This is a genomic window from Actinomadura sp. B10D3 (genome assembly GCF_039871695.1).
Classification (GTDB): domain Bacteria; phylum Actinomycetota; class Actinomycetes; order Streptosporangiales; family Streptosporangiaceae; genus Spirillospora; species Spirillospora madurae.
The window spans coordinates 68,216-88,916 of sequence record NZ_JBDPLY010000026.1 but is presented as its reverse complement, the minus strand read 5'-3'; the positions used below and the strand labels follow the sequence as shown (position 1 = coordinate 88,916).

Annotated in this window: 20 protein-coding genes and 1 riboswitch; of the genes, 10 read left to right on the top strand and 10 right to left on the bottom strand. The window is 71.0% G+C overall.

The features are described from left to right. Positions 1–37 precede the first annotated feature (37 nt). Genes ABGB11_RS31280 through ABGB11_RS31270 form a run of 3 tightly spaced genes read left to right on the top strand, consistent with a single transcriptional unit; the run spans position 38 to position 2,456 of the window. Positions 38–583 carry a hypothetical protein gene (locus ABGB11_RS31280; protein WP_347638712.1) on the top strand — a complete coding sequence of 182 codons (546 nt, stop codon included), beginning with the start codon at positions 38–40 and terminating at the stop codon, positions 581–583. Continuing rightward, positions 580–1,248, top strand: coding sequence for a two-component system response regulator CseB (gene cseB / locus ABGB11_RS31275; RefSeq protein WP_347638710.1), 669 nt, complete (start codon positions 580–582; stop codon positions 1,246–1,248). The genes ABGB11_RS31280 and cseB overlap by 4 nt, the downstream gene beginning before the upstream one ends. Further along, positions 1,245–2,456 (top strand): HAMP domain-containing sensor histidine kinase, encoded by a 1,212-nt coding sequence (locus ABGB11_RS31270; protein WP_347638708.1) that lies wholly within the window; start codon positions 1,245–1,247, stop codon positions 2,454–2,456. The genes cseB and ABGB11_RS31270 overlap by 4 nt, the downstream gene beginning before the upstream one ends. A gap of 6 nt (positions 2,457–2,462) precedes the next feature. Here ABGB11_RS31270 and ABGB11_RS31265 read toward each other — a convergent pair whose 3' ends face one another. From ABGB11_RS31265 to ABGB11_RS31255, 3 genes are read right to left on the bottom strand one after another with little or no spacing between them, the layout of a single operon-like run. After that, a complete protein-coding gene (locus ABGB11_RS31265) occupies positions 2,463–3,611 on the bottom strand; it encodes an acyl-CoA dehydrogenase family protein (protein ID WP_347638706.1) in 1,149 nt (382 codons plus the stop codon). Positions 3,612–3,622: 11 nt separating this feature from the next. Continuing rightward, complete coding sequence (locus ABGB11_RS31260) at positions 3,623–4,264, bottom strand: carboxymuconolactone decarboxylase family protein (RefSeq protein WP_347638704.1); 642 nt, start codon at positions 4,262–4,264, stop codon at positions 3,623–3,625. After that, positions 4,248–4,820: a VOC family protein gene (locus ABGB11_RS31255; protein WP_347638702.1), complete on the bottom strand. Its 573-nt coding sequence runs from the start codon at positions 4,818–4,820 to the stop codon at positions 4,248–4,250. Before ABGB11_RS31255 ends, ABGB11_RS31260 begins: the two co-directional genes overlap by 17 nt. A gap of 128 nt (positions 4,821–4,948) precedes the next feature. Between ABGB11_RS31255 and ABGB11_RS31250 the strand changes: the two genes are divergently transcribed. The 4 genes from ABGB11_RS31250 (at position 4,949) to ABGB11_RS31235 (ending at position 8,115) form a co-directional block, all read left to right on the top strand. Then, complete coding sequence (locus ABGB11_RS31250; RefSeq protein WP_347638700.1) at positions 4,949–5,605, top strand: TetR/AcrR family transcriptional regulator; 657 nt, start codon at positions 4,949–4,951, stop codon at positions 5,603–5,605. A gap of 40 nt (positions 5,606–5,645) precedes the next feature. Beyond that, positions 5,646–6,956 carry a phosphotransferase gene (locus tag ABGB11_RS31245; protein ID WP_347638698.1) on the top strand — a complete coding sequence of 437 codons (1,311 nt, stop codon included), beginning with the start codon at positions 5,646–5,648 and terminating at the stop codon, positions 6,954–6,956. A 139-nt stretch (positions 6,957–7,095) separates the two neighbouring features. Further along, complete coding sequence (locus ABGB11_RS31240) at positions 7,096–7,404, top strand: hypothetical protein (protein WP_347638696.1); 309 nt, start codon at positions 7,096–7,098, stop codon at positions 7,402–7,404. A 60-nt stretch (positions 7,405–7,464) separates the two neighbouring features. Further along, entirely contained in the window at positions 7,465–8,115 is a 651-nt protein-coding gene (locus ABGB11_RS31235; protein ID WP_347638694.1) for an SDR family NAD(P)-dependent oxidoreductase, read from the top strand. Here ABGB11_RS31235 and ABGB11_RS31230 read toward each other — a convergent pair. Further along, a complete protein-coding gene (locus ABGB11_RS31230) occupies positions 8,112–8,996 on the bottom strand; it encodes a hydroxymethylglutaryl-CoA lyase (protein ID WP_347638692.1) in 885 nt (294 codons plus the stop codon). The two genes, ABGB11_RS31235 and ABGB11_RS31230, sit on opposite strands and share 4 nt — an antisense overlap. A gap of 96 nt (positions 8,997–9,092) precedes the next feature. Here ABGB11_RS31230 and ABGB11_RS31225 point away from each other — a divergent pair, with 96 nt between their 5' ends. From ABGB11_RS31225 to ABGB11_RS31215, 3 genes are read left to right on the top strand one after another with little or no spacing between them, the layout of a single operon-like run. Further along, the gene (locus tag ABGB11_RS31225; RefSeq protein ID WP_347638690.1) at positions 9,093–10,283 is read left to right on the top strand and encodes a CoA transferase; all 1,191 of its coding nucleotides are present in this window, start codon (positions 9,093–9,095) and stop codon (positions 10,281–10,283) included. Between the two features lie 60 nt (positions 10,284–10,343). Beyond that, positions 10,344–11,291: an ATP-binding cassette domain-containing protein gene (locus tag ABGB11_RS31220; protein WP_347638688.1), complete on the top strand. Its 948-nt coding sequence runs from the start codon at positions 10,344–10,346 to the stop codon at positions 11,289–11,291. After that, the gene (locus tag ABGB11_RS31215; protein ID WP_347638686.1) at positions 11,288–12,097 is read left to right on the top strand and encodes an ABC transporter permease; all 810 of its coding nucleotides are present in this window, start codon (positions 11,288–11,290) and stop codon (positions 12,095–12,097) included. The genes ABGB11_RS31220 and ABGB11_RS31215 overlap by 4 nt, the downstream gene beginning before the upstream one ends. On the opposite strand, the gene ABGB11_RS31210 is transcribed toward ABGB11_RS31215, so the two are convergent. The 6 genes from ABGB11_RS31210 to ABGB11_RS31185 all read right to left on the bottom strand — a co-directional run bounded on the left by ABGB11_RS31210 (position 12,079) and on the right by ABGB11_RS31185 (position 20,685). Further along, the gene (locus tag ABGB11_RS31210) at positions 12,079–15,132 is read right to left on the bottom strand and encodes a BTAD domain-containing putative transcriptional regulator (protein ID WP_347638684.1); all 3,054 of its coding nucleotides are present in this window, start codon (positions 15,130–15,132) and stop codon (positions 12,079–12,081) included. The two genes, ABGB11_RS31215 and ABGB11_RS31210, sit on opposite strands and share 19 nt — an antisense overlap. Before the next feature lie 84 nt (positions 15,133–15,216). Continuing rightward, positions 15,217–15,957, bottom strand: coding sequence for an SDR family oxidoreductase (locus ABGB11_RS31205; RefSeq protein ID WP_347638682.1), 741 nt, complete (start codon positions 15,955–15,957; stop codon positions 15,217–15,219). 434 nt (positions 15,958–16,391) lie between these two features. Further along, positions 16,392–16,955, bottom strand: coding sequence for a dihydrofolate reductase family protein (locus ABGB11_RS31200; RefSeq protein WP_347638680.1), 564 nt, complete (start codon positions 16,953–16,955; stop codon positions 16,392–16,394). An 89-nt stretch (positions 16,956–17,044) separates the two neighbouring features. Further along, positions 17,045–17,264: riboswitch (cobalamin riboswitch) on the top strand. Positions 17,265–18,904: 1,640 nt separating this feature from the next. Continuing rightward, positions 18,905–19,213 carry a nucleotidyltransferase domain-containing protein gene (locus ABGB11_RS31195; RefSeq protein ID WP_347638678.1) on the bottom strand — a complete coding sequence of 103 codons (309 nt, stop codon included), beginning with the start codon at positions 19,211–19,213 and terminating at the stop codon, positions 18,905–18,907. 732 nt (positions 19,214–19,945) lie between these two features. Continuing rightward, positions 19,946–20,212: a hypothetical protein gene (locus ABGB11_RS31190; protein WP_347638676.1), complete on the bottom strand. Its 267-nt coding sequence runs from the start codon at positions 20,210–20,212 to the stop codon at positions 19,946–19,948. Positions 20,213–20,295: 83 nt separating this feature from the next. After that, complete coding sequence (locus tag ABGB11_RS31185) at positions 20,296–20,685, bottom strand: ATP-binding protein (protein ID WP_347638674.1); 390 nt, start codon at positions 20,683–20,685, stop codon at positions 20,296–20,298. Between the last annotated feature and the right edge of the window lie 16 nt (positions 20,686–20,701).

Here is a 20,701-nt window from a genome sequence, read left to right as displayed (position 1 = left end):
CGGCGCGTCCCGGCCCGGCGGATAGCATCGCCGCATCATGAGGAGAACGCTCACGGCCGTGCTCGCCGGGCTGGCCCTGACCGGATGCGGGACGCCCGGGGCCGGGCTGCGCGTCGAGGGCCGCGCCGAGGACGTGCGGGCGTCCCCGCCCCCGGTGGCGGACGGCAGCCCCACGGTCGACGAGGTCCGCGTGCTCCGCGACGACCCGGGCGTCGGCCACCGCGTCAAGGCCGCGGTGGCCCGCCCCTGCTCGAACGGCGCGTTCCGCGGCTGGTACCCGGTGTACACGCGCTACGCGACGGTCGGCGGCGCGGGCACGGTCGTGCTGATCGACGTCGCCGGCTGCGAGGACCACACCGCCTGCGGCGGCACGCTGGGAGCGTTCGTCTACCGCCTGGACGAGGGGCGCCCCGAGCGGGTCTTCGGCACCGAGGAGGCGGGCAGCCGGGTCACGGCGGAAGGCACCGGCCTGCGCCTGGAACGTCCGGTGTTCAACCCCGGCGACGACGAGCCCTGCCCGAGCGCGACCCGGGCGACACCGCTGCGCTGGGACGGCGCCCGGTTCGCGGAGGCCGGCCGGTGAGCCACGTGCTCCTCGTCGAGGACGACGACGTGATCAGGGAGACGACCCAGCTCACCCTGGAACGCGACGGGTTCCGCGTGACCGCCTCCGCCGACGGCCGCGCGGCCCTGGACGCCTTCCACGCCGAACGTCCCGACCTCGCCCTCCTCGACGTGATGCTCCCGGGCCTCAACGGCGTGAGCCTGTGCCGCCGCATCCGCGAGGCGAGCCTCATCCCGGTGATCATGGTGTCCGCGCGGGACGACCCGGTGGACATCATCGTGGGCCTGGAGGCGGGCGCCGACGACTACGTCACCAAGCCGTTCGACGGCGCCGTCCTGACCGCCCGCATCCGCGCCCAGCTCCGGCGCGCGGCGCAACCGAGCCGGCCGACCGGAGTCCTCCGCTTCGGCGACGTCGAGATCGACCCGGACGGCGTGCAGGTCCGCCGCGCCGGGAAGGTCGTCGCGCTGACCCCCACCGAGATGAAGGTCATGCTCCGGTTCGCCGAGTCCCCCGGCACGGTCCTGACCCGGGACGTCCTCCTCGCGAGCGTCTGGGAGTACGAGGCGGGCGGCGACACGCGCCTCGTCGACGTGCACGTCCAGCGCCTCCGCAACAAGATCGGCGCCGACCGCATCGAGACCGTCCGGGGGTTCGGCTACAAGCTGCGGAACCCGGAATGAGCCTGCGCTGGAAGATCTCCGCGGTGATCGCCCTGGTCAGCACGGCCGCGGCGGTGGCCCTCAGCCTGACCGTGCACGTCGCGTTCGCTCGCCGCCAGGCCGACGAGGCGCGCCGCCTCCAAACCGAACGGCTCGACCTCGTCCTGCGCGAGTACGCGCGCACCGGCTCCCCGGCCTTCGGCGGCACCCTCGACGACCCGCGCCTCCCCCCGGAACTCCGCAGGGCCGCCGCCCGCGGCAACCACGCCACGCTCCTGGACGGCGACACGATCTGGGCGGCGGCCCCGGCCGGCGGCAGCGTGATCTCCCTCGGGTCCACCTATGAGGGCCGCCGCGCCCAGCTCGCGTCCCTCGACCGGGTCCTGGTCCTCGGCTCCCTCGCCGTCGTCGCCTGCGGGACGGGCGCCGGCGTCCTGATCGGCGCGCGGCTCTCGTCCCGCCTCCGCCGCGCCGCCGCGGCGGCCCGCCAGGTCGCGGACGGCGAGCACGGTACCCGGGTCGGCGACGCCGTCGGCGACCGGGCCCGCGACGAGACCGCCGACCTCGCCCGCGCGGTGGACGCGATGGCCACCGCCCTCCAGGCCCGCCTGGACGCCGAGCTCCGCGTCACCGCCGACATCGCGCACGAACTCCGCACCCCCCTGACCGGCCTCACCACCGCCGCGGAGCTCCTCCCCCCGAGCCGCCCCGCCGAACTGGTGCGGGATCGCGTCGGCGCACTCCGCGGCCTGGTCGAGGACGTCCTGGAGGTCGCCCGCCTCGACACCGCCACCGAGCGCGCCGACCTGTCCGAGGTGCCCCTCGGCGCGTTCACGTCCCGCCGTGTCCAGGCCCTGGCCCCCGGCGCCGAGGTCACCGTGCGCACCGACACGGTCGTCGCGACCGACCCCCTGCGCCTCGAACGCATCCTGACCAACGTCCTGGCCAACGCGACCCGCCACGGCGCCCACCCGATCGAGGTGGAGGTGGACGGCCCACTGATCAGGATCCGCGACCACGGCCCGGGCTTCCCCGACGACCTCCTCCAGGAGGGTCCGACCCGCTTCCGCAAGGGCTCCGACCAAACCCCAGGCGGCCACGGCCTGGGCCTCACCATCGCCATGGGCCAGGCAGCCGTCCTGGGCGCCACCCTGACCCTCACCAACCCCCCACAAGGCGGCGCCCAAGTAACCCTCGCCCTGCCGCCGGGGGGCGGCGGCAGGTCGTAGGTCCCATTAGGTGTTGTGGGTGCGGCGGAGGATTCGTTTGGCGGTGCTTTGGATGTGGACCTCGTCGGGGCCGTCGTAGACGCGGGCCTCGCGGGCGTGGCGGTACATGCGGGAGAGCGGGGTGTCGTCGGTGAGGCCGGCGGCGCCGTGCACCTGGATGGCGCGGTCGATGACGTCGTGGAGCATGCGGGCGCCGACGACCTTGATCGCGCCGATCTCGATGCGGGCTTGGTCGCCCTTGTCGATCTGCTCGGCGGCCTGGAGGGTGAGCAGGCGGGACGCCTGGATCTCGGTGTAGGAGTCGAAGACGTGCTGCTGCATGAGCTGCTTCGCCGCGAGCGGCTCGCCGAAGGCGACGCGGGTGCCGAGGCGGTCGCACATCAGCTCGAAGGCGCGCTGGGCCTGGCCGAGCCAGCGCATGCAGTGGAAGATGCGGCCGGGGCCGAGGCGCTCCTGGGCGATGACGAAGCCGTGCCCGCGCGGGCCGAGCAGGTTCTCGGCCGGGACGCGGACGTCGTCGTAGGCGACCTCGTAGTGGCCGCCGTTCAGGCCGAGGACGGGCGTCTCCCGGACGATCCGGTACCCCGGCGTGTCCGTCGGCACGACGATCATGCTGAAGGACAGGTGCGGGGGCGTCCCCTCGGGCTCGGTGCGGCACATGACCGTGGTGTAGGCGGCCTGGGCGGCGCCCGTGGTGAACCACTTCCGGCCGCTGATGACCCAGTGGTCACCGTCCAGGACGCCCCTCGTCTGCAACCGGGTGGGGTCAGATCCCGCGTAGTCGGGCTCGGTCATCGCGAAGCTCGGGGAGACCTCGGCCGCGACCAAGGGGGCGAGGTACCGCTCACGCCATTCGGGGCTCGCGTACTTGTGGAGCATCAGCGAGTCCTGGAGGGTGAACGTGCCGAGGACGAGCTGGCCCCACTCGCTGCGTCCCTGGACCTCGTTGACGTACACGTAGTCGAGGAAGGGCATGCCGCCGCCGCCCAGTTCGGCGGGGTGGCCGAGCGCCCACAGGCCCTCGGCCTTGGCCTCGTCCTGCAGCTTGCGGAGCAGGTCGCGGTCGCCGGCGTTGAGGGCGGGCTCCGCCGGCTCGACGCGCTCGGTCATGAAGGCGTGGACGGCGTCGCGGACGTCCCTGACACGGTCCGGCACGGGGAACAGCATCAGCCCGCCCCGGTCAGGTCGGCGGAGATGTCGCGGTTCCCGTAGCCCTCCGGCGCGGCGACCTCGACGACCGGCTCGGGACGGTCGTCGAATTCCAGCCGCAGCGCCCGCGACATCGTCGCGTGCATGTCGTACATGCAGGTGATGTAGGTGAGCTGGAGGATCTCGTTGTCGGGGAGGTGCTTCTTCAGCACGTCGAAGACGGCGTCGGGCGTCCGGCCGCCGTCCAGGACGAGGCAGTCGGTGTAGGCGAGGACGGCGCGTTCCAGGGGCGTGTAACAGTCGGCCGTCTGCCAGTGCGGGATCGACTCGATCTTCTCCTCGGGCATGCCGAGCGCCCGCATCTGCTTGCAGTGCTGGGAGAAGACGAACTGGCTGCCGCGCGCCCAGCCCGCCCGGCACTGGCCCAGCTCGCGCAGGACGGGGTCGAGGTCGGCGTTCCGGTACAGCGCGAAGCCGCGGACCGCGTGCCGGAACACCTCCGGGGACTGGGCGAACACCGTCCACCAGTCGCCGGGCGAGCCGGTCGCGGTGCCGTGGTCGACGGCCGGGTCGCGGTCGGGGGCGAACAGGTGGTCGTAGAAGAAGAGGATGCGCTCGTCGGTGACTTCGGCGCGCGGAACCTCACGCAGTCGCGGCATGCTCTTCCTTCCGGACGGTCCGGTCGGCGCCGGTCTTGGGTTCGTGGGAGACGTCGGACTCGTCGAACGTCCGCGTCCAGCAGGCGAATTCGAGGAGGATCCCGTCCGGGTCCTGGAAGTAGAACGACCGGACGAAGACGCCGTCGTGGACGTCGCGGGAGACGCCGGCCGGGCTGTCGTCGTGGTTCAGGATCGGGCTGACGGTGACGCCCTTCTCCTTCAGCCGCCGCCGGTAGTCCTCGAACTTGTCGACGGGGACGTGGAACGCCACATGGTTCATCGAGCCGACCGCGCTGAGCAGTTCGCCCTGCTCGGGACGGCCCGCCGGAGCGGAGACGCCGGGGACGCCGTCCGGCGCGTCCGGGAACCAGAAGAACGCCAGGCAGTCGCCGCCGCCGCAGTCGAAGAAGAAGTGCTGGCCCATTCCGCCCGGGAGGTCGAGCGTCTTGATGAGCGGCATTCCGAGGACGCCTGAGTAGAAGTCGATGGTGCGTTTCATGTCGGACGACACCAGCGCCAGATGGTTGATGCCGCCGAGTTCGAACTCGGTGTTCATGGGACCTCCTCGACAGGACGGCGGTGCGCCCCAGGAGTTGACTTGACAGTCATATCAAGTTGCTCGATGCTCGGATCCTGTTCCCGCGAACATCGGGCTGTCAACCCCCGGCGAGAGGAACCACGGCGATGCCGAGCCGCGACGACCCCGGCGGCCCGCCGCTCACCGACCGCGGCGCGCGGACCCGGGAGCGCCTCGTGGCCGCGGCACGCGAGGTGTTCGAGGAGCGCGGCTTCCCGGAGACCCGCGTCGCGCACATCACCCGGCACGCGGGCGTCGCGTACGGGTCCTTCTACACCTACTTCCCGTCCAAGGAAGCGGTGTTCCTGGAGGTCGCCGACCGGCTGTTCGAGGAGATGACGCGCAAGGACCTCGTCCCGTCCGCCGGTCCGTCCCCCGCCGCCCGCATCCGCCGCGCCAACCGCGCCTACTACGAGGCGTACCGGCGCAACGCGAAGATGATGGCGATCGTCGAGCAGGTCGCGACCTTCAACGAGGAGTTCCAGCGGCTGCGGCGCAAGCACCGGGCCACTCAGGTGGGACGGTCCGCGCGGGCGATCGCACGCTGGCAGCGCGAGGGGCTCGTCCCCTCCGACCTGGACCCGGAGATGGCCGCCCGCGCCCTCGGTGCCATGGTCGACCACTCGCTGTACCTGTGGCTCGTCCAGAGCGACGATCCGCCCGGCACCGAACGCCTCCTCGACACCCTCGACACCCTCAGCATCCGCGCTCTGGGCCTGTCGTCCCAGCTAGGAGACCCGTGGAACCCGCCGACCGCTTCATGACCGCCATCACCTCCGCCGCCGCCCAGCACGCGGCCCGCGCATGAGCACCCTGGAGACCGCGCTCGCCGGGCGGCTGGGCGCACGGGTCACCGGGCTCCAGCGGCTGTCGGGCGGGGCGAGCCGCGAGACGTGGTCGTTCGACGCGGGCGGCCGCGCGCTGATCCTGCGCCGCGACCCGCCCGCGGTCCTCGACCCCACCGCGATGGCGCGCGAGGCCGCGCTGCTCGTCTCCGCCGCCGACGCCGGCGTCCCCGTCCCCCGCCTCGTCGGCCACGGCGACGACCTGGAGGGCACGGCCTACCTGATCATGGAGCGGCTGGAGGGCGAGACGATCCCCCGCCGGCTCCTGCGCGACGACCGCTTCGCCGCCGTCCGCCCCGGCCTCGCCCGCGAGCTGGGCGGCATCCTCGCCCGGCTGCACACGATGGAACCCGTCCCCGGCCTGCCGGACGACGACCCCCTCACCACGCTCAAGGCCCTGTACTCGGAGTTCGAGATGCGGCCCGCCGTCGAGCTGGCCCTGCGCTGGCTGGACGACCACCGTCCGCCCTCGTCGGGCCGCCGGACGGTCGTGCACGGCGACTTCCGCAACGGCAACCTGATGATCGACACGGGCGGCGTGACGGGTGTCCTGGACTGGGAGCTCGCCCACCTCGGCGACCCGGCCGAGGATCTCGGCTGGCTCTGCGTGAAGGCGTGGCGCTTCGGGTCCCCGCAACCCGTCGGCGGGTTCGGTCCCCGCGACGACCTCCTCGCCGGGTACGCCGCCGCCGGCGGCACCCCGCCCGCCCCCGAGGAACTCCACTGGTGGGAGGTGTACGGGACGCTCCGCTGGCTGATCCTGTGCCGGCACCAGGCCGAGCGCTACCTCAGCGGCTCCGACCGGTCGATCGAGTACGCCGTCCTGGGGCGGCGGGTCTGCGAGCAGGAACACGATCTCCTTCTCGTGATGGGCCTGACGGAACCGGTGACCGTCCAAGATCCCTTGTCGGATGCGCGGACGCTCGATGCGCCACCCCACGACCAGCCGGACGCGCACGCCCTCATCGACGCCGTCGGCGGTTTCCTGGCCGCGGCCGAGCAGCCCGACGACCGCCTGCGCTTCCACGCCCGCGTCGCCGCCGCCGCACTCCGCATAGCCCGCCGGGAAATCCTGCTGGCCGAAACCCACCGGGCCGCCCACGAGAACCGCCTGAAAGCCCTGGACTGCGAATCCGACCTCGCGCTCGCGAAGGCCATCCGTGACGGCGCCCTCGACGACCGGACGGACGAGGTGATCGCCACCGTCCGCGCCACAGTGATCGACAAACTCACGGTGGCCAGTCCACGCCACCTCTCCCTCCCCGGCTGACCTTCGAGGGGCTACAGTACTCACGCCGAGGGTCGGGGACGGCCTGACCTGCGCGATCTGGGTCTGATGCCCCTTTGATGGAACCGTGCGTTGATTCTGCGCATCTGTACCTCTGAAACTTCTCATCAGGGGGTAGAAGGTGAAGCGTTCCGCATCGGTCCTCTCGGTGCTCGCGGTGGGCGGCGCATTGCTGATCACCGGCTGCCAGAGCAACTCGCACACATGCGTCAACGGGAAATGCCATGTGACGGTGAACGGCGCCGGTCAGACCGTGGAGGTCAACGACGTGGACGTCACCGTCTCGCAGATCTCCGCGCAGGGGGCGACCGTCTCCGCCGGGGGTTCGGCGCCCGCCACCATCCAGAACGGGAACACCGCGCAGGTGGGTCCGGTCACGATCAAGATCACGTCGATCGAGGGGGAGAAGGTCAAGTTCGACCTGAGCTGACCCTTTGACCCTCACATCGGTGTGAGGGCGTAACGTCGTCCCCGGCCGAAGGAGGCGGGGATGGCAGGAGCAGTGATCATCGGTGCCGGTCCGGGCATCGGACGTGCGGTGGCCTTCAGGTTCGCCCGGGAGGGGCTGCCGGTCGGGCTCGTCGCGCGGAACGAGGGGGCGCTGCACGACGAGGCCCGGGCGGTCGCGACCGGCGGAGCGGACGTGGTCGCGCGACCCGCGGACGCGACCGACGAGGTCGCGCTGCGCGCCGCGCTCGACGAGATCGCCGGCAAGCACGGCACGCCGGACGTCGTCGTGTACAACGCGGCGCTCATCAGGCCCGACGGCCCCGGAGACCTGACGGTCAAGGGCCACATGGAGGCCTGGGCGGTGAACGTGGCCGGCGCGGCCGTCGCCGCCGCCCACGTCGCGCCCGCGATGGCCGAACGGGGACGTGGAACGTTCCTCATCACCGGCGGGATGCCGGAGCCGAAGCGCCAGTACGTGAGCCTGTCGCTGGGCAAGGCGGGGGTGCGGACGCTGGTCGAGCTGCTCCACCAGGAGTACGGGCCGTCCGGCGTGCACGTCGCCAGCGTCACCGTGGCGGGCGCGGTCGCGCCGGGGACGGACTTCGACCCGGACGACATCGCGGAGCACTACTGGCGGCTCCACACGCAGGAGCGGGACGAGTGGGAGCACGAGGCGTACCACGGCCCCTAGAACGGGCCGGCACGTCCCAGCAGGGCCGATGCGGGCTTGCCGAGCAGTTCGGCAAGCCACAGGCCCGTTTCTGATACCCGCACCAGGTCGATCCCGGTTTCGACGCCGGTGCGGTGGAGGGCGTAGAGAAGGTCTTCGGTGGCGATGTTCCCCGTGGCCGCCGGCGCGAAGGGGCAGCCGCCGAAGCCGCCGGTGCTCGCGTCCAGCGTGGCGGCGCCCTCGTCGAGAGCGGTGAGCGCGTTCGCGTATCCGGTGTTCCGGGTGTTGTGGAAGTGGAAGCGCAGCGGCGTGCCGGGGGCGGCGTCGCGGACGCGGCGGGACAGGTCGCGGACCTCGGACGGGACGCCGACCCCGATCGTGTCGGCGAGGGCGATCTCGGCGGCGCCGGACGCGGCGGCGCGGCGGGCGATCTCCGCCACGCGGCCGGGCGGCGTGTCGCCCTCGAAGGGGCAGCCGAAGGCGGTCGCGATGGTCATCCCGGCGGGGACTCCGGCGTCGGCGGCGGCCGCGGCGATGCCGTCCCAGGCGTCCAGCATGTCGGACGTGGCGCACCCCTGGTTGCGGACGCAGAAGGTGTCGGACGCCGGTATGGCCACGTTGATCTCGTCCACGCTGGCCTCCAGCGCGCGGTCGAGGCCGCGGCGGTTGAGGACCAGCCCGCTGTAGGACACGCCCTCGCGGCGGGGCACGCCCGCCATGACCTCCTCGGCGCCCGCCATCTGCGGGACGCGCCTGGGGCTGACGAACGAGACGGCCTCGACGCGGCGCACGCCCGCGTCCACGCAGCGCGTGATGAAGGCGATCCGGTCGTCCGGCGAGAGCACGCGGTCCTCGTTCTGCAGGCCGTCGCGCGGGCCGACCTCCAGGACAGTTGTATGCAATCTGACTCGCTTCTTGCGGCATTGTCCGTTGTGGGCACTATATTGCATGCAACCAGCCTCGGAGAGAGCCGACGCTCCGCCCCGGCGAGGAGGATGATGAGCACCGACGCGCTCGGCGATCTGCGGGTCGTGGAGATGGGGCAGCTGCTGGCCGGGCCGCTTTGCGGCCAGCTGCTCGGCGACTTCGGCGCCGAGATCGTCAAGATCGAACCGCCCGGCGCCGGCGACCCGATGCGCGAGTGGGGGCGGGAGAAGCCCCACGGCATGTCGCTGTGGTGGCCGATCCTCGCACGGAACAAGAAGTCGGTGACGCTGAACCTGCGCACGCCGGACGGGCAGGCGCTCGCCCGCCGGCTCATCTCGCAGGCCGACGTCCTGGTGGAGAACTTCCGTCCCGGGACCCTCGAACGCTGGGGCCTCGCGCCCGCCGACCTCCACGCCGAGAACCCGCGGCTGATCATCACCCGCGTCACCGGCTACGGGCAGGACGGCCCGTACGCGCCGCGCGCCGGGTTCGGCTCGATCGGCGAGGCGATGGGCGGCATCCGGTACGTGACCGGCGATCCGGACCGGCCGCCGTCCCGCGCGGGCATCTCCCTCGGGGACGAGCTGGCCGGCACGTTCGCCGCCCTCGGCACCCTCGTCGCGCTGCACGCCCGGCACCGCACCGGACGCGGCCAGATCGTCGACTCCGCCCTGTACGAGGCGGTGCTGGCGATGATGGAGTCGCTCGTCCCGGAATGGGAGATCGCCGGCTACCAGCGGGAGCGCACCGGTTCCGTGCTGCCGAACGTCGCGCCCAGCAACGTCTACCCGACGAAGGACGGACCCGTCCTCATCGCCGCGAACCGGGACACCATCTGGTGCCGGCTCGCCGCGCTCATGGGACGTCCCGAACTGGCCGACGACGAGCGCTACGCCACGCACGGAGCCCGCGGCGCCAACGCCGAGGAACTGGACGACCTCATCGGCGCCTGGACGGCCGGCCAGGAGTCGGCTCCCCTCCTCGAACTCCTCCACGACAACGGCATCCCGGCCGGGCTCACCTACCGCGCCAAGGACATGCTCGCCGACCCGCACTACAGGGCCCGCGAGGCGATCATCCGGATGGCGCACCCCGAGTTCGGCGACTTCCCGATGCACAACGTCTTCCCGAAGCTGTCCGAGACGCCGGGCGAGGTCCGCTCCCTCGGCCCGGCGCTCGGGCAGCACAACGCGGAGATCTACGGCGGCCTCGGCCTGGCCTCCGACCAGATCGCCGCCCTGGAGGCCGCCGGGACGATCTGACCGCGGACGGGCCGCGGCCGTGTGAGCGGTCTGTGAGCGCGCCCCGGCACCCTCACCGCCATGGACTACGCATTCCAGGCGGAGGGCCTGGTCAAACGATTCGGAAAGACGACCGCGCTTGACGGGGTGGATTTGGCCGCACGGCCCGGCACGGTTCTCGGCGTCCTCGGCCCGAACGGCGCAGGCAAAACGACCGCCGTGCGGATCCTCGCCACGCTCCTGCGGCCGGACGGCGGCAGGGCGGAGGTCTGCGGGCTCGACGTCGTCCGCGACGCGGCCAAGGTGCGGGAGCTCGCCGGCCTCACCGGCCAGTACGCGTCGGTGGACGAGGACCTCACCGCGACGGAGAACCTCGTCCTCATCGGGCGGCTCCTCGACATGCGCAAGGCGGAGGCGCGGGCCCGCGCCGCCGACCTGCTGGACCGCTTCGAGCTGGCCGAGGACGCCGGGCGCCGCGTGTCCACCTACTCCGGCGGCATGCGGCGCCGCCTCGACCTGGCCGCGAGCATGATGGGACGTCCCGCCGTGATCTACCTGGACGAGCCGACCACGGGACTCGACCCGGGCCGGCGGGAGGAGGCCTGGCGGCTGATCCGGTCGATGACCGACGGCGGCGGGACCGTCCTGCTGACCACCCAGTACATGGAGGAGGCCGACGCACTCGCCGACCGGATCACCGTCATCGACCGCGGAACCGTGATCGCCGCGGGCACACCGGCCGAGCTGAAGCGGGTCGCGGGCGGGCAGACGATCGCCGTCCGGCCGCGCGACCCCGGCCGGCTCGCCGAGGTCGCCGCCATCCTGCGGGAGGTGTCGGGACGCGAGGTCGAGCCGCCCCGCCGGGACGTCGTCACCGTGCCGGTCACCGGGGACGCCGCGTTCACCGAGACCGTGCGGCGCCTGGAGGCGGCCGGGATCTCCGTCACCGAGCTGTCGCTGCGGCTCCCCAGCCTCGACGAGGTGTTCTTCACCCTGACCGGTCACCACGCGGAGAGGGAGGCGGCATGACCGACATCGCCCTGCGGCGCGCGGTCGGCGCGGCGCCGCGGCCCCGCCACCGGCTCGTCCGGCACAGCCTGCTGCTGGCCGGGCGCAGCCTGACCAAGACGCGGCGCAACCCCGGCGTGCTCCTGGACGCGCTGTTCATGCCGATCATCTTCCTGCTGCTGTTCGTGTACCTGTTCGGCGGCGCCGTGTCCGGCTCCACGCACGCCTACCTGCAGTACGTGTTCCCGGGCGTGCTGGTGATGACCATGCTCCTCGCCGGGATGCTGGCGACCGGGCTGAGCATCAACACCGACATCAAGAAGGGCGTCTTCGACCGTTTCCGGAGCCTGCCGATCGGGCGTTCCGCGCCGCTGATCGGCATCGTCCTCGGCGACATGCTCCGGTACGTCGTCGCCGCCGCGGCGCTGTTCGCGACCGGCTACGTGATGGGCTTCCGCGTCCAGACCGGTGCGGCGTCGGCGGTCGCCGCGGCCGGCCTGGCGACCGCGCTCGGGTTCTCGCTGGGCTGGCTCAACGTGCTCGTCGGCGTGCTGATCAGGGAGGAGGCCATGGTGCAGTCGGTGGCGTTCCTCGGGATCTTCCCGCTGGCGTTCGGCACGACCATGGTCGTCCCCGCGGAAACGCTGCCGGGCTGGCTGCGGGCCTGGGTCGAGGTCAACCCGGTCAGCCAGGCCGTGGACGCCGCGCGCGGGCTGCTGCTCGGCGGGCCGGTCGCGCATCCGGCGACGATGACGCTGCTGTGGTCGGCGGGCTTCCTGGTGGTCTTCGGGCCGCTCGCCGTGTACGCCTACCGGCGGCGCAGCTGATCGTCGAGCAGGGCGAGCGCGCCGGCCACGTCCAGCTTGCGGCCGCGGTCGAAGGCGGCGCGGTGGGCGCGCTCGCCCAGGGCCTTCCGGATGTGCCCGGCCGCCTGCGCGACGTCGGGGTTGTGCGCGTCGGGCGAGCCGCGCAGGACGGACGCGGCGCCGAGCACCTCCGCCGCGTCCTCCGGGTCGTCGGCGGCGCGCAGCCGGGCCACCGCGTATCCGGCGACGGCGGCGATCGGCATGTCGGGCGAGTCGACGGCGAGGGCGAGCGCCCTGCGCAGATGGTCGCGCGCCGCGTCCGGCTCGCCCCGCCCTATGGCCATCTGGGCGTGCGCCGTTTCCAGCAGCGAGCGGTACTGCGGATAGGTCCGCACCCGGCCGATCTCCTGTCCGGCGGCGGCGTAGTGCTCGCGCGCCTCGTCCACGTCACCGGCGTGGCGGGCGAGGTCGCCGAGCGCCAGCCGGGCGGGGACGAGATGGCGGGACGGGGTCCCGGCGCCCGGCCGGATCATCGCGGCGAGCTCGTCGCGGGCGCGCCGAACGTCGCCGGACCGGGCGCGGGCCACGGCGAGCATCACCCGCTGCATGCCCGCGGCGTCGTCCTGCCCCAGTTCGCGCAGCAGCCCGATCGACTCCTCCAGCGCGGTCGCGGCCCCGGCGAAGTCCCCGGCGACGGTCCGCGTCTCGGCCTCGAACGTGAGCGCGAGCGCCAGCCCGCCCCGCTCTCCGGCCTCCCGGAACGCCCGCCGGGCGGCGGCGATGTCGTCACCGGCCTGCTCCATCTCGCCCCGGTTGCCGTTCAGCATCGCCCGCGTCAGCCGCAGCGCCGCCCGCGTCCACGGGTCGCCGTCCGGCGGGCGCCGGTCGAGCGCCGCCACCCCGGCGGCGGTGTCGCCGGTGAGCAGGGCGGCGGCGGGCTCGGCCAGCGCGGCCAGCGGGTGGCGCGCATCCCGCGGCCGTTCACCGAGCAGCGGGTCGTCCCTGGCGTCGCCGCCTGCCAGGACGGTGTTGAACGCGTACCCGCCCAGCGCGGCGTCCTCCCCCGGGACGGGCGACCGCCGCGGCACCCGCAGCACCTGCCGCAGCCGGCGCGCCGCCTCGGCGTGGTCGCCCTGGATCATCCAGAACGTGGCGAGCGCGGCTCCCAGCCGGATGGCCGACTCGGCGTCGCCGGCGTCCACGGCGTGCTGCAACGCGGCATGGAGGTTGTCGCGCTCCGCTGTGAGCAGGCGGACCCACTCCAGTTGTCCGGCGCCCCGCAGGTGCGGTTCCGCTCGCTCGGCCAGGTCGAGGAAGCACCGGACATGGTCGGTCCGGACGCGGTCCGCCTCGTCCGCCAGCCGCTCCCGCCCGTACTCGCGGATCGTCTCCAGCATCCGGAAGCGCGGCTCGGAATCGTCCACGACCTGGAGGAGCGAACGGTCCACGAGCGATTCGAGCAGCTCCAGGGACCGCGCGGCCCCGGTCACCCGGGCCGCGCTCTCCGGCGTGATCGTCCCGGGGAACACCGAGAGGCGCTCGGCGAACCGGCGCTCCCCGTCCGGCAGCAGATCCCAGCTCCAGGCGACGACGGCGCGCAGCGTCCGGTGCCGGGGCAGGGCGGTTCTCGGCCCGCCGGTCAGCACCCGGAACCGGTCGTCCAGCCGCTCGGCCAGCCGCTCGGGCGACATGGACCGCAGCCGCGCCGCGGCCAGCTCGATCGCCAGCGGCAGCCCGTCCAGCCGGCGGCAGATCTCGCCCACGACGTCGCCCTCCACCGTGAACCCGGGCCGGACGGCCGCCGCGCGCTCGGCGAACAGCTCCACCGCCGCCGACGCCTGGCCGTCCTCCCCCGGTTCGGGGACGTCGAGCGGCGGCACCGGGCAGAGCGCCTCGCCGTCGACGCCGAGGCGTTCCCGGCTCGTCGCGAGGACGCGGAGGCCGGGGCAGGCGGTGAGCAGGCCGTCCACCAGCCGGGCCGCGGCCTCGACGACATGCTCGCAGTTGTCCAGGACGATCAGCGTCTCGTCGGCGGACAGCGCCTCCACCAGCCGGCCCGCCCCGTCCCGCAGGCCGAGGACGCCCGCGACCGCGTGGACCACCTCGTCCGGCCCGTCGATCGCCGCCAGCTCCACCAGCCAGACCCCGCCCGGATACCGCCCGGCCAGGTCGCCGGCGACCTTCGTCGCGAGCCGGGTCTTGCCCGCCCCGCCGGGCCCGACGAGCGTGACGAGGCGCCCCTCCCAGAGCCGCCGCGCGATCCACGCGCACTCGGCCTCCCGCCCGACGAAGCTGGTCGGCGGTACCCGCAGGTTGCCGCGCGGCCGATCCCGTGGGACGGACCGCAGGACGGCCAGGTAGGCGTCCTGCAGCTCCCGCCCCGGATCGGTCCCCAGCTCCTCGGCCAGCACGCCCCTGAACCGCTCGAACACCGCCAGCGCCTCGGCCGGCCGTCCCGCCCGGTGCAGGGCCTGGACCAGCAGGGCCCTGGGCCGCTCGCGCAGCGGGTGGCGCGCCGCCAGCTCCTCCAGCTCGGCGACCAGCCCGGCCGGTTCGGCACCGGCGGCCAGGTCGGCGGCGATCCGGTCCTCGGTGGCCGAGAGCCGGAGCGCCTCGTACCGGACGGCCGCCGCGTCCGCGAACGGCAGCCCGGAGGCGTCCGCGAGCGCGTCGCCCCGCCACAGCTCCAGCGCCTCGCGCAACCGGTCGACGGCGCGGCGGGCGTCCCCGTCGCGCAGCGCCCGGCCGCCCTCCCGGGCGAGCCGCTCGAACTCCGGCGCGTCCACCTCCGCGTCCAGGACATAACCGCCGGGAACCGACCGGATCCGCCCCGCGGGCAGGCATCGCCGCAGGCGCGAGACGAGCGCGTGCAGCGCGTGCACCCGATCGCCGGGGCCGCCGTCCGGCCACAGCGCCCGGACGAGCGACTCGGCGGTCACCGCCCGCCCCGGTTCGAGCGCCAGCCTGATCAGCAGCGCCCGCAGGCGGGCCCCGCCGACCGCGACGTCACGCCCGCCGTCGGTGACCGCCAGCGGCCCCAGGATCCCAACCCGCACGCCTCAACTCTGCCACCGTCCGGCCCGGTCAGCAGTACTTGGACGAGCCCTTCTTCCCCCACGAGCACTTGTCCGCGAAAAGCCTCAGACCTCTTCGGGATCCCGCCCGACCGCGTGCCGCCCGCCGTCCACGGGGACCACGGCCCCGTTGACGAAACTCGCCCCGTCCGACAGCAGGAAGGCCACGGCCGCCGCCACCTCGTCCGGCCGCCCGACCCGCCCCACCGGGTGGAGCAACCGCATCTCGTTCTCGATCCGCGCGACCTCCTCGGGCGCCTGCCGTCCGAGAAAGGCCTCGTACCGTTCGGTCGTGATGGAACCGAGCGCCACGACATTCGTGCGGATCCCGTGTGGCCCGTGATCAACGGCCAGGGCCCGGCTGAAACCTTCAATGGCCGCCTTGGCCGTCGCATAAGGAAGCGCCCCGCGCACCGGCCGCTGCGCCTGATGCGACGAGACATTGACGATCGCGCCACCCGTCCCGGCGTCCACGAACCGCCGCACGGCGGTTACACACCCCACCACCGCCGGTTCGAAGTTCATCGCGACCAGCCCGAGGAGTTCCCGCGCAGACGGGTTCACGGCGTCCCGAAAAGCAGCGGCGTTGTTCACCCACCCCACCAGCGTCCCCACCTCCTGCGCGAGATCAGCCGCACGCTCGGCGACCGCCTCCTCGGAGGCATCGCCCACGACCGGGCTCACGGCCGGATGGTCCTCCGTCCACGCCAGGGCCTCCGGGTCGAACTCGATGACGACGACCCGCCCGCCATCCGCCACCAACCGCTCGACGATCGCGCGCCCCACACCCCGGCCACCGCCGGTCACGACATACGACTCAGCCACCGCACACACCTTCCTCTCGCCGGATCCACACGACGGTCTCACCGAGCCCGGCGACCTGCATGATCCGCCGCATGCGAAACGTCTTCAGCCGCGAGAGCCGAGACGCACGAAAGTTCGTCGCCCTCAGTGAAAGACTCTGGGCAAAGAGCCGTTTCCCGACGCTGAGACAGTCAAAGAAATGCGCGTAGCCGAAGCCGCGACACCACAGGCGCACGCCGGCTAATAGGGAAGGGCGTGATCCCGCCCCTGCGCCCACGGAGAACAAGGCAGAGGCGGGACCAGCGAAGTGACCGCGATCCGTGCTCCCAAACTCGGCCAGCGAGTCACCATGAACAACAGTCACCGGACAGGCCGGATCGTCAACCACTGAATCCGACCCAATTTCCGGCGGCGCCGGCAGGCCCGAGGCCGGGCGGTCAGCGCTTGGTCTCGTACCTGGTCAGGAGGACGCCGTCGGGGAACGTCCGGGTCTCGACCAGGGTCAGGTTCACCCAGTTGTCCAGGGCCGTGAAGAACGGTGTGCCGCCGCCCAGCAGGACCGGTGCGGTGGCCAGCACGTACTCGTCGATCAGCCCCGCCCGCATCGCCGCCGCGGCGAGCGTGGCGCCGCCGATGTCCATGGAGCCGCCGTCCTCGGCCTTGAGCCGGGCGATCTCGGTGACCGCGTCGCCGCTGACCAGGCGGGTGTTCCAGTCGACCTTGTCGATCGTCGACGAGAACACCACCTTCGGCATGTCCTTCCAGCGGCGGGCGAACTCGACCTCCGCCGGCGTGACGCCCGGCTGCTGGTCGGCGGTCGGCCAGTGGGAGCTCATCGTCTCCCACAGCCTGCGCCCGTACAGCGACAGGCCGGTCGCCCCCACCCGGTCGGACCAGTACTGGAACAGCTCGTCGCTCGGCACGCTCCAGCCGAGGTCGTCGCCGGGCGCGGCGACGTAGCCGTCCAGGCTCACGTTCATGCCGAAGGTCAGTTTCCGCATCGCGTCAGGCTCCTGTCGAGTCGGTACTGGAAGTTAAGACCGGCGCGGCGCGCAGAAATCATCGGTCAGGTCACCTGCCTGCGGGTCGGTAGGGTGGGAGTGCGGATGGTTCGCTCGCGTTCTGCGTGAGCGTCGTAAGAGGGAACCCGGTGCGAGTCCGGGACTGCCCCGCAGCGGTGAGCGGGAACGACCGCCCCCGCGTGTTCCTGACTCTGACGGCCCCCTCCTTCCCGCTACATCGCCAAGTACGCCACCAAGGGCGCCGAGGACTCCGGCACCGTAGACCGCCCCATCCGCTACGCGACACAGATCGAGTCACTCAAGGTCTCCGACCACGCCCGACGCATGATCTGGACGTGCTTCGCCCTGGCCGAGCTACGTCAGGCCCGAGCCGACCGCGCTGCCCAAGCAGCCCGCCAAGCCGCAGGACAACCCGAACCAGACCCCGACCGCACGACGGTCACCACAGGCCAATGGAAGTACCTCGGCAGCGGCCTACTCCACGGCGAACACTTCTGGGCCGAACAAGCCCGCACCCGCATCCAGCAGGCCAGAGCCATCCGCAGCCACCACACAGAGCGTGACGAGTCCCAGAAGGCAAGCTGACCGAGCCCTCGGGCGTCGAGGAAATTCATTACAGGGTCAAGGGCGCCCGCCACGGCGGGCGCCTGTCGATCGGTCCGGGCCGCGTGTGCCGTCCGTCCGCCCGGACCTTCTCCCGACGAGAGTCCACCTACAGAGGTCAACGGTGGCATAAAATGGCACCTGACCGCAGAAGACTAAGGAATGTTATGCACAGTTATTCCATAGACACCCTGGAAAGACACCGTCTAGCCATTGCCGGTTGCGTTCTAATCGGCATCGGCCTAGCGTATCTACTCGGCGTCCTTTACACCACTTTAGGCTTTAGTCCCCCATGGTGGCTCGACGCGCCAGCCGTTTTCGGATGCTATGCGATAGCTTGGCGCATCTATGATCTGAAGGCATGGCGCTGGACGCTTTTTGGCGGAACACTTTCCGGAATCATCGATTTCTCCGGCGAATGGTCCGGGAGCCTGCACAGCAATTACAGTGGCGGAACAACTGTTCCTTGTCGGATAATCATCAAGCAAACCGCTAGTCGAATTCTTGTGAAACTAAGCACGGAAACGTCAACGTCATACTCCAATATGGCGATGGCATGTTCCGAGCTAGGGCGATCTCAGGGTTTGCGCTACGCCTATTCCAACGAACCAAATACTGCCGCCCGACCTACCATGACCCCACATTCAGGCATAGTGGAGCTTATACTATCCGAGGATAAGAACTCTCTAAGTGGGCAGTATGAAACCAATAGACATCGAGATGGAAATTATGGCACAGTGAGGGTTTCGCGCATGTAAACACAGGTAAGCATATATACTAAAAGTCCCCGAAGGCCGCTCGCCACTTAGCGTTTGCTTCTGCCTGTGTCTCAGCGCGTATAGCAGCGAGGACCCTTGGAACGTCATCCTGCAATCGAGATTGAAAGTCCGCAAAATCCGTGTATCGCCACTCCTGTTGCGTAAGAATATCCTTGTCACCGGCTACGGAGCGGACGACCGTATTCGCTGTATAGCCAATCAACTGCATGGCCACACTGGCGAATGAAAGTGGAAGATAGGTGTTGAATTCAGAGTTTGCGACACTATGAACAGCACATTCAATATAGAAGGATGGCGCGGTCATCGACTCGTATTGACGAGCCCAGGTCTTAAACAGCCTGACTGTAGCCTTATAGGTATCGTCAGTCCGAGACTGCTTTGTCACGCCGTTTTGGCGATGAGTGCGCGGATAGTTGTCTCGCTCTGAACGCTCGCGCCTGGAGTAGACTTTGATCGGGTCCTTCGAACTGTATGGGGTGCGGCTGATAGCAGGGACTATATCCGCATTTAGAGGTCCCAGAACTTTGACGCACTTATCCCCCAATTCTACTCGCCCTGATACAAGGTTGCTGCGACCGATGATGGTCGCAATACGCTCAAACAGCCGTTCCAGCGAGCGTCCGACTCGGGGGAACTCCAAGGATCATAGAGTGCAACGATATCGACATCGTTGATCTCTTTGATTGCGGTATTGTTTCGATAAGATCCTTGCAGGAAGGTATCGAACTTACTCCCGTCGCTATTGTCGAGCGCTTTACGAATATTCTCGTGTAGATTCTTCGCCTGCGTCACCTTCCAATCAGGCGGTCCAGCCGAGTATTTATCAATCAAGCTCTGAGAGATTTTGAAAGACATCCCAATACCTCTCTCGAATATAGCTTAGCCGGTCAATACAGTCTAATTGGTGACGCTAGACCAGATGAGCCGGACAGAAACACTCGTGTCCGCTGGCCGGTTCCGGACTTGCGCGGGGGCCCCTCGCGGGGCCTCGGGACGGGCTTTTGCGGGCAGGCAGGTGCTGCCCGTCCGCCGATCGAGGCTACGAGGCCCCGCCCCCGCGCAAGTCCGGACCCGACCAGCTTCAATCTGCGGGCCATGGACGGTTTCGGGTCTCATGCTCTGATGTGGGCGCGGGGCGGGTGCGTGGTTGGGCCCGTCCACCGCAGGGCGGGACCGTGGACGGCCGCCCCACCGTGGACGGCCCGCACGTACCGCACCGCGCAAGCTGAGCCAGGCCCCGCGCACGGCAGGCACAGAATTGTCGGGCAGCGGCTTCCAGGTCGGGCGACGCTTAAGACGGAATTGCCGACACGGCGCCGGCCCGAACTCCCTCACGGTCGCCCCTACGGGGTGGCCTGCGGCCATTCCGCCGGCCCCGACCCGGTCAGCACTCAAGGGAGGCCGCGGCCCTCAAGTAGCCGCGCGGCAATCGTCAGGAGGCCCCGCCTCTCTGCCACGGGGGCGAAACAGAGAGGCGGGGCGGCAGGTGACGAGCGGCGGCCCGAACTCCCCAGCCAGGGCCGCGCGTCACCGCCGGAAACGAGGGACGACCCTTAAGCCCACCCCATGGGATCGTCCCCCTGTGGCCTACCAGGTGCCGGGGAACATGCGGTGCCTGAGAAGGGCTTCGACCTGATCGGCCGCCGCTTTGGCATCGCCGCAGGGCGCCAGGTAGCCGCACCGCCCGCGCTCCGCAACGTGGTAGCCCCACATGCCGCCGGGAACAGCCAGCGCGGTTACCCCGAGCCCGACGTGATCGTCTGGACCGCTGACGTAGACCCATAGCAGCGGCAGCGTGAACCCTTGTGCGCGATAGAGCCGGACGGGCCGCCAGCCCCGAGGCTCCAGGGCCACGACCAACAGGTTCAGGAACCTTTCCCCCGTAGCGCCGCCTCGGCACGTCCGCCAACGCAAGACGTACCGCTCAACCTGAGCGCTCAGAGGGCGCACTTGGCCCATACGATCTTTCCGCCTTCCGTAATCGGTCGGGTTCCCCAGTCGTGCACGAGTTGCGACATCAGTAGGAGGCCCCGTCCCGAGGTCGCTTCGAAGTCCTCGGGGCCGACCGCCGGGAGCCCCTCCCCCTGGTCCCACACTTCGATTACCGCCAAGGCCGCACGGACGTCGCGGAAGATCCGCACGATGATCTGACCGTCGCCGTGCCGCCATGCGTTGGTCACCAACTCACTCACGACCAGCCGCCCCACGAAGTCGTCCGTGGAACCCCACTCGCGGAACTGCGCGGCGAGGAAGTCTCGCGCTAGTGCTGGCGCGCAGTCGTCGGGGTCGAGAAGGAGTGTCGGGATTTCGGGGGCGGGTGCGGACATCGCTACGACCTTCGGA